The sequence below is a fragment of the Streptomyces sp. NPDC127119 genome, from assembly GCF_042677425.1.
Lineage (GTDB): Bacteria > Actinomycetota > Actinomycetes > Streptomycetales > Streptomycetaceae > Streptomyces.
In genome coordinates this window covers 1-8911 of record NZ_JBHXTO010000149.1, presented here as the reverse complement: position 1 = coordinate 8911, position 8911 = coordinate 1, and the positions used below count along the sequence as shown (strand labels likewise).

Genomic DNA, 8911 nt, shown 5'->3' with positions numbered 1-8911 from the left:
GGCGCGGCGGGCGTCGGCTGCGGGCCGGTCGCGCAGTTCCCCGCGCCCGCGATCGGGGGCGCGGGGAACTGCGCAATCTTTTGGCTTCTACGCCATCGTCAGGAATCTCTGGATCAAGGACGCCAGCAGCAGGGCCAGCAGGGGCAGGGCGAACCAGAACGTCGCCTGCAGCCACAGGTGCTGGCGCACGCTCGGACGCGCACCCACCCGTACGACCTCCCGCGTCGTGAGCAGCGCGATCAGCGCGACCGCCGCGAGCGCGCCGACCACCGACCAGGGCGTCCAGGTCACCTGCGGACCGATCGGGCCGGGGTCGGCCTTGGCGACCTTGCCGCCCGGCTGCTGCCGCAGCGCGTACAGGGACACGTCCTCGTTCACGAAGACCTTGCGCAGTTCCTGCCGCGCGTCGAGGTTGCGGATGAGCCGGTACTCGTACGTCTTCGAGTAGCCGATGTCCAGCTGCAGGTACGTCACCTGACTGCGGTTGATCATGAGGTACGAGTTCGGGCCCGCGTCCTTGAGCGACTTGACCAGGCTCGACACCAGCACAGGATCGGCGGGTGCGAGCGTCGGTACGTAGTTCACCTTCTCCATGTCCCGTGCGCCCCACGGCATCGCGGGCGTCACGTTGTTCACCGTGTCGTTGCTCAGCCACAGCACCCGTGTCGTGGGCCTGTCGTGGGCGTACACGTACTCCATGGCGGCGACCTCGCCCGGCCTGATCCGCTCGAACGGCTCGTTGCCCCAGCGGGCCACCAGGAAGCCGCTCATCAGGACGAGGCCCGCCATCAGCGCGGCGAGCGGTGCGAGGCTCACGCGGTCCTTGTCCCGTTCGTCCGCGGTGACGCCGGTACGCGGGAAGAGCGCGAGTCCGGCGAGCAGGGCCGCGCCCGGCAGGGCGAACATGAAGACGCGCAGCGCCATCTCGCCGCCGTACGACTGCAGGCCGAAGCCGAGGAACGGGACGAAGGTGAGGACGAGCAGCGACCGTTCGCGGTACTTGTGGTCGCGGCGGCGCCACCAGCCCCAGCAGGCCAGCGCGAGCACGCCACCGGCCAGCGCCACACGCGCGTAGAGGACGAGTTTGTGGGACGAACTGCCCTCGCCGATACGGCCGGAGACCGAGGACGAGACGTTGTCGCCGACTCCGCCCACCCCGCCGAACAGCTCGCCGAAGTGTCCCGACCAGTACGGCTCGGCGAGGAAGCCGATCCATACGCTGACCACGACGGCGAACAGGATCGGCAGGCCCCGCAGTTCGGAGCGGCCGATCAGGACGAGGACCGCGAGGACGCCCAGCATCACGAACGGTGTCAGCTGGTGGGCCGGCACGGTCGCCATGAACAGACCGATCAGCACCAGGAGCAGCACGGCCCGTTCGCGCCGGCCGGTGGGCTCGACCTCCAGTTCGCCGGGCCGCATCCTCGTCCACAGCACCCGTGGCGCCCGGAACCACACCAGGAGGATCGCCACGAAGACGAGGTAGAGGAGGTAGGTGAAGCCCTGCGGGGAGAAGTAGTCCTGGCCCACCCAGCCGCTGAGCACGAAGATCCAGATGCCGGTCCACTGGGCGCGCCAGCTCGCCCGCATATGGCGTACGAGCAGGAACAGCGGTGCCAGGTAGAGGAGTTGCATGGCCGTCGGCCACCAGCGGATGACCTCGGTGAGATCGTCGACCCCGCATGCCTTGGACAGGAACGTGGCCGCCGCGAAGAAGCCCGGCCAGCTCCAGCGGGCGTCCAGGTCGGGCACGGCCGAGCCGGTCCGGTCGATGTAGTCGATGAAGCCCAGGTGCTGCCACGCCGTCGCGAACCGCGGTTCGGTCTCGATCACGGCGGGCAGCGCGTGCAGCGACACCACGGTGGCCAGCAGGGTGACCATGAGCAGTGCCTTGTGCTCGCGCCCCAGCCAGAGCAGCGAGGCGAACACCAGGACCAGCAGTCCGGCCCCGAGCAGGGTCGGTGTGGGCAGGACGGAGATCAGGCCGAGCCCGTCCATCCGGTCGAGGTCGCGTTCCCCGAGCCCGGACACCGGCACCCAGTACAGGACGAGCGCGGCCGTCAGCAGCGAGAAAAGCAGTACTCCGAGGCGGGTCGGCCGCAGCCGCCGCCACCCGGCGGCCGGCGGCTCCGCCGGTCCGGTCCCGTCCGCCTCCCGTACGGCTCCGGACGCGCCGCCCGTGCCGGACGCCTCTGCCTCGCGTACGCCCTCCGGTTCCTCGGCGAAGCCGCCGACCGGTGGGTCGAAGGGGGCGTCCACCTCGATCTCGGACGGGCTGAGGGAGGTCTCCGAGCCCGGTTCCCGCCGCTCGACCGGCAGACCCAACTCCGGTAGTGAGGGTGGCGGTTGCGGGGGAGTCCGGGGCGTTTTCAGCGCCCAGGTCGGCCGGTGGTCCGGCCGGGGCCCCGAGGGGCGGCTCGGCCGGTCGACCGCGGGTATGCCGGCGGGCGGTGTCCCGGGACCGGGCCGTACGTCCGGCCGTCGCTCCAGGTGGTCGAAGTCGAGCTGCACACCGAGCGCCAGCGTGTCCGTGTCCAGGCGCTGCGCCCAGGCCGGACCGCGCCCCTTCCTCGGCCCGGCCTTCCTCGGCCCGGCCTCCCTGGGCCCGTCCTGCTCGGAGCCGTCCTTGTCCGAGCCGCTCTGATGCGGACCGGGCACCTCGCGGGCGCCCAGGTCCGCCAGGTCGCCGTCGGACGCCGTGTCCCGGGGAGCTTCCTCGGGCGGCGCGGTCATGACGATCCGGTACAGCCGGGGAGCGGCGAGCATCACGATCACCGCGAGGCTGGAGATCTCCGCGACACCCGCGCCGGTCAGCCCCATGCGGGGCAGCAGGATCACCGTCAGGCCGAGGACCAGGACGCACAACAGGCCCTGCAGCCAGGCGAGTCCGGCGGTGCGGCTCTGGGCGCGCAGCACCGCGAAGTACGTCTCCATGACGACCCGCAGCACCGCGCCGACCGCGAACCAGCGCAGCAACGGGGTCGCCGCGTCCGCGTATCCCTGGCCGAACACACCGAGGATCCAGGGCGCCCCGAAGAACAGCACCCCGGCCACCGGCAGCATGATCCGTGCCATCCGGCGCAGCGCCGCCCGGGTGTTCGCGGCGAGCCGTGCCGGGTCGTGCGAGCCCTCGACGGTCAGCGAGGCGCCCATGTTGATGGCGAGCAGGTTGACCGTGCCGCCGATGGTGGTGGTGATGTAGAAGTACGCGTTGTCGGCGGAGCTGACCTGCGAGGCGACGATCACCGGGACGAGGTAGACGACGGCGAGCGAGAACAGCGAGCCCGTGTAGTCGCCGGCCAGGAACCGTCCGATCTCCCGCAGGGTGGGCGGCTCGGCGCCCTCCGCGGTCGCCTTCACATGCCGGGGGACCAGCCGCCGGAACACCAGCCAGCCCAGCGGCAGCACGGACACCGCGATGGCCGCGACCCACGACACGAAGACACCCATGGTCGGGATCGCCGAGGCGAACGCCACGAGCAGCGCCAGCTTCACCGCCGAGAACACGGTGTTGCCGACCGGCACCCACAGCGCGCTCCGCAGCCCTGTCAGCACCCCGTCCTGGAGGGTCAGCACCGACCAGGCGACGACCGACAGGACGAAACAGAGCCCGATGAGCGGGTCGTGCAGGAAGCGGTACGAGGATCCCCAGAGCCCCAGCGTGAGCAGGAAGACGCCCGCGGCCAGCGCCACGACCACCGAACTGCCCAGGTAGGTACGGAGGATGAGCCGTCCGGTGCCGCGGCCCGCCACCGGGATGAACCGGGCGAGGGCGCCCGTCAGCGTCACGGCGGTGAGGCCCGCGAGGAGTTTCATCGCGGCGATCGCGGCGGATCCCTGCCCGACCGCGGACTCCGAGTAGTACCGGGCGGCGGCCAGCCAGAAGCCGAGCCCGAGGACGGCCGAGATACCGGTGTTCAGCATCAGGGCGTAGGCGTTCCGGAACAGCTGGCTGCCTCCGGACGACGGACCGAGTCCGGGCAGGCGCAGGCGCCGCCCGGACCGTTCGGGTGGATCGGGCGCGGGGGTGGCGGCTTCGGCCGTGGTCGTGTCAGACACGGGAACGGATGGCCTTCCGGCGAACCTGTCGTGCTCTGCGGACCATGGAGTACCCCTTGGTGAGGGCACGGTCCCTGGCGAAGATACGGGTGATCGCGCGGCCCTCGACGAGCCGCTCGAACTCCTCGATCCCGGTGCTGCGGCGCACGGTGACCCGCCGCAGCGCGTACGGTCCCTGGCGGCGGCGCGCGAGGGCGTTGCCCACGGCGAGCGACTGGGTGAAGCCCGCCTCGCGCACGGCCCGGCGCACCCGGCGGCTGGAGTAGCCGTACGGGTACGCGAACGAGGCCGGGAGCACGCCCAGTTCGGCGGCGATGATCTCCCGGCAGTGCCGCAGTTCGTAGCGCAGGGCGTCGTCGGGCAGCTGGTCCAGCTGCGGATGCGTATGGCTGTGGCCGCCGATCTCGACGCCGGAGGAGGCCAGTTCGCGCACCTGGTCCCAGTCGAGCATGACGTCGAGGCCGCCCCCGGTGTCGTACTCCCCGCGCAGCCAGCCCGTCGACACGAACAGCGTGGCCGCGAAGCCGTGCCGGGTGAGCACGGGCAGGGCGTGCCGGTGCACGCCCACGTAGCCGTCGTCGAAGGTGATCAGCACGGGTCGTTCCGGCAGCGGTGCCGAGTCCCGCCAACTCCCGGCGAGCAGTGCGGTGTCGACCGGGGTGAAGCCCGAGCCGCGCAGCAGCGCCATCTGCTCGGCGAACGCCTCGGGCGTCACGGACAGCGTGCGGGTGGCGTCGTTCGGCGCCTTCGCCACCGCGTGGTACATGAGGATCGGCACGCGTGGCTCGGGTGATCCACTCATGGTTCGGCCCCCTCGTTCCGCTCGATCGGGAGCGCGGAGAACGTGGCTTCGCCCCTGCGCGCCCGGACGCTCCCGAGTGCGTACCCGCCCGCCGCCGTCACGACTCCGGCGACGATGGCGGCGGCCCGGCCCGCGCCGCCGGGGCGGGCGAGCAGGGCGTCGCGCAGCCCGCGCGCGACTCCGGCGGGCAGTACGCGTGTGGTGTAGCGGCGCTCCGACTCAAGTCCCTTGCCCGCGCCGACGCTCCGGGCGACCAGGGCCTTGGACAGACCTTCGGCGTACGTACGGGTGCGGAAGTACGCGAAGTGCTCGCGGGCCTCGGGCACCCGGTGGTGGATCACCGCCCGGTCGTCGATCAGCAGGACGGCGTCCGGCCGGGCCCGGGTGAGCCGGATGCACAGCTCCGTCTCCTCGCAGCCCAGTGGGCGCCTGTCGCCGTCGCGCCCGATACCGGTCGCGAAACCGCCCGCAGCGTCGAAGGCCGTACGGCGGAACGAGGCGTTGCCGCCGAGCACGTTGCGCACCCTGACCCGGCCGGGCGGCAGACCCCTGTACGTGCAGCCCACCACCCAGTCGAACTCCGCGGGGAACCAGACGGGCCGGCGGCCCGACGCCCAGATCGGCATCGTCCGTCCGCCGACCGCCATCACCCGCGGATCCGCGTACCCCTCGGCGAAGTGGCGGAGCCAGTCGCGCTCGGCCACCGCGTCGTCGTCGAGGAAGGCGATGACGTCGCCGCGGGAGGCGGCGATACCGGTGTTGCGGCCCGCGGACAGGCCACGGGGGCCCGCGTTGGCGAGCACCCGCACCGCCCCGGTCCCCTCGTGCGCCGCGTGTTCCCCGTACTCCTTGTACTCCTTGGACAGCCGGTCCAGGAGCGCCTGGTTGTGATCGACGACCAGCAGGGTCTCCCGTGCGGGCCGGGACTGCGCCCGCACCGAGGCGACCGCCGAGAGAATGTCCTCCCAGCGGTCCTCGGTGTAGACGCAGATCACCACTGAGATGTCCGGAGCGCTCAAGACGTCTCTCCCGCACCGGAGTTGAGCGTGACCGCGTGCGGGCGGCGGCGCAGCGACCGCCGGTTGGAGCGCTCCTTGAGGATCACCTTGAGCACCCGCAGCCCGTCCCGTACGGCCCGCAGATTGCTCGCGCCGTGGATGCGTACGTACTCGTGGCTCGGTATCTCCTGGACCTTCAGCCCCGCCTTGACCACCCGGATGTTCATCAGGGTCTCCACCTCGAAGCCCGTGCAGTCGAGGTCGATCTTGTCCAGGCAGTGCCGCCAGAACGCGTTGTATCCGTAGCAGAGATCGGTGTAGCGCGCGCCGAACTTACGGTTGACGACCGTGCACAGTGCCCAGTTGCCGAGCTTGCGGATCGGTGTCATGTCGTCCGTGCCGCCGCCGTTGGCGAACCGCGAACCTTTCGCGAAGTCGGCCCCGGAGACCAGCGCGGAGACGTAACTGACGATCTCGTGACCGTCGGCCGAGCCGTCCGCGTCGACCATCACGATGATGTCGCCGGTGCACGCCTCGAAACCGGTGATCAGGGCGTCGCCCTTGCCCTTCCCCCGCTGCCCGACGACCTTGACGTCGGGCCACAGTTCGCGGGCGACCGCCACGGTGTCGTCGGTGGAATTCCCGTCGACGAGCACCACTTCGTGAATCCACCGCGGAAGCGTCTTGAAGACGAACGGAAGATTCTCCGCCTCGTTCATGGCGGGAATCACGATGCTCACCGGAGGCGCTATGGCCAGGTGAGTTGATATGGGCCGATAGGTGCTGGCAGTGATCTGACCCTGAAACTGACCTTGAATCTCATTCTGGATCTGATCTTTGATCTGATCTTTTCCCGAATCCGCCGGGCGCAGAAAAGAAGTCATTGAGTCTGGTCCCTCTCGTCCGGTGGACCGCCCGCCCCTGGGCGGTCCGGTTCTTTGTCCGGTTCGAAAGGGGGGTTTCTCACTCACGGCATGCCGAAATAGAGCTCCGTCCATGCCGGGTGAGCTGGCATAACTGGCCGACTGTCTGGGTCGGTCTCGCGGCAGTGCTCGGCACAAGTGCGGTCACCGAGCACGGCACCCCCCTACCGCGCCCCGCGCCGGGCCCTCGTCGCGATCTTGAGCCCTCCCCTAGATCGCATATGCACTGATGGACCGATGCGGGTGAGATGTACGACGGTATTGATGATTGAGACGCTATGGCAAGACCTGGAACATGGCCTCACGTTTTTGTTGGTTTGGCCGTTACTCAACCGCCCGAACGGATCTTCCCCATCCGTTTGAGCATTTTGTCGGCCGGCTCGAACAACTCCGGCCTCCCCAGCACCGCATTGCGCAGAGCGCGGACGGGGGCGCGTCGCGCCCGGTGTCCGAACGCCACGGGATGGCGGCGCGCAACCCACCCTTCGGACACGGTGAGTTCCCGTGTCTTCAAGGAGTCCTTGTATTCCTTCTGGCCCCGGCCGAGATCCAGATAGGCGATGCCGTCGGCGGCAGCCGCCTCGGCCATGCGTAAATGCAGGATCAAGCCCGGGGAGTATTTCGAGAACTCCGGGTCGTACGCGGGGAACCAGCACGCCAGCACCCGTTCGGAACGCAGTCCGAAGTGCGCGGCGACCGGCCGGCCGTCGGCGTAGAGCACCGACAGGAGCCCGGCGAACGACTCGGAACGACTGTGGAAGAGCTGCTGCGCCAGCCGGGCGATCCAGTCCTGCGCGAAGCGGTCGCTGCGCCCGGTCCTGCGGTACTGCGCCGACTTCCAGCGCATCAGCGTGCTCAGCACCTCGGGGTCGCGCTCGTCGTGCACGTACCGCACGTCCGGGTGGTCGCGGCCCAGCCTGCGTTCCTTGGCGAGCGTGGTCCGGGTGAACTTGGGTGACCGGGCGCGCAGTCGGGTCAGATACGCCTCGTACCCGCGGTCGACGTCGATGACGGGGGACGGGAAGGCGCCGGAGGCTCCGGCCTCGAACGGCGCCTGCCCTCCCGCCAGATGGTCGAACTCCCACACGGAGAGCCCGCAGGCCCGCAGCAGCTCGCGGGCGTCCCAGGTGAAACCGGGGCGGTGGACCAGCCCCTGGCAGTCCGAGATGCCCAGGCCGATCGCCCGGCCGACGCCCGCGGCGGTGGTGTGGAAGGGGAAGAACGCGGCGGGTTCGCCGTTCTCCCTGATGACCGCGATCCGTACACCGCGCCGGCAGCGGCCCACGGCCAGCGTGAACTCCGGGGACAGGAACGGGTTCGCGAGCTCCGGTGTGTCGTGCAGATGGGCCTTCGACTGGAAGGCCGTCCACGCCGACCGGTCGGCGGAGGTCAGTTCACCGGGGCGGTACACGCTGATGTCCACGTCATCCACGTCGTCCACGTCAGGAAGCCCGTCTTCTCGCCGTACGGCCGCGCAGCCGCCGTACCAGGACCAGCAGGAGAATGAGGGAACTGAGTGCGGCCACGGCCGCGATTCCGCCCGGGACCGACCACCGGTGCACGGCGAGCATGCCCTGGGCGACCAGAAGATTGACAGCTGTCGCTGCCGACAGGGACGCCAGGACGCGGCCGACCGGTTCCAGGTTCCGCAGGGCGATCGCCACGGCGGCGGCGGGGGCGGCGAGCAGGAAGAAGAGCGTGAAGGGGGCGCGCAGGGGGGAGTCGATGTCGGCGAGGGCCAGTACGGCGCCCACACCGGCGATCGTGGTGGCCGCTCCCGCGAGCAGGGGGAGCAGGTCCCTTTCCGGGGTTCGCGCCTGCCGTAACCGCTCGTCGCCGTCCGGGTCGGGCGGGTCCGATGATGATGACTTGATACCTATGGTCTGCATGGGCGACTTGCCCCCTGAAGCGCCGGATGCCGGGCTTCAATGTCGCGCAGCTGTCCGGGAGCAGTCAAGCCCTGTGGCGGCTGCCGGCGCGTGAAGGGGGGTTGTCATTTGCCCGAGCGCCGGTGGGGGCTGGCCGCGCAGTTCCCCGCGCCCCTAAAAACCAAAAGACTGCGCAGTTCCCCGCGCCCCTGAGAGACGAGGGCCTGCGCCGTTCGCCGTGCGCCTCAGGACAAAAGACTG

At 70.3% G+C, this 8911-nt stretch carries 6 protein-coding genes; all 6 read right to left on the bottom strand.

Annotation, left to right across the window (positions count from 1 at the left end):
* Window positions 1-87: 87 nt before the first annotated feature.
* A complete protein-coding gene (locus ACFVH5_RS37405; RefSeq protein WP_385838144.1) occupies window positions 88-4059 on the bottom strand; it encodes a lipopolysaccharide biosynthesis protein in 3972 nt (1323 codons plus the stop codon).
* Window positions 4052-4861: a polysaccharide deacetylase family protein gene (locus ACFVH5_RS37400; protein WP_385838143.1), complete on the bottom strand. Its 810-nt coding sequence runs from the start codon at window positions 4859-4861 to the stop codon at window positions 4052-4054. Before ACFVH5_RS37400 ends, ACFVH5_RS37405 begins: the two co-directional genes overlap by 8 nt.
* On the bottom strand, window positions 4858-5880 hold the full coding sequence (locus ACFVH5_RS37395) for a glycosyltransferase (protein WP_385838142.1): 1023 nt from the start codon (window positions 5878-5880) through the stop codon (window positions 4858-4860). Before ACFVH5_RS37395 ends, ACFVH5_RS37400 begins: the two co-directional genes overlap by 4 nt.
* On the bottom strand, window positions 5877-6743 hold the full coding sequence (locus ACFVH5_RS37390; protein ID WP_384816418.1) for a glycosyltransferase family 2 protein: 867 nt from the start codon (window positions 6741-6743) through the stop codon (window positions 5877-5879). Before ACFVH5_RS37390 ends, ACFVH5_RS37395 begins: the two co-directional genes overlap by 4 nt.
* Before the next feature lie 367 nt (window positions 6744-7110).
* Window positions 7111-8205 (bottom strand): GNAT family N-acetyltransferase, encoded by a 1095-nt coding sequence (locus ACFVH5_RS37385; protein WP_385838162.1) that lies wholly within the window; start codon window positions 8203-8205, stop codon window positions 7111-7113.
* A 19-nt stretch (window positions 8206-8224) separates the two neighbouring features.
* A complete protein-coding gene (locus ACFVH5_RS37380; protein WP_384816421.1) occupies window positions 8225-8671 on the bottom strand; it encodes a hypothetical protein in 447 nt (148 codons plus the stop codon).
* Window positions 8672-8911 lie beyond the last annotated feature (240 nt).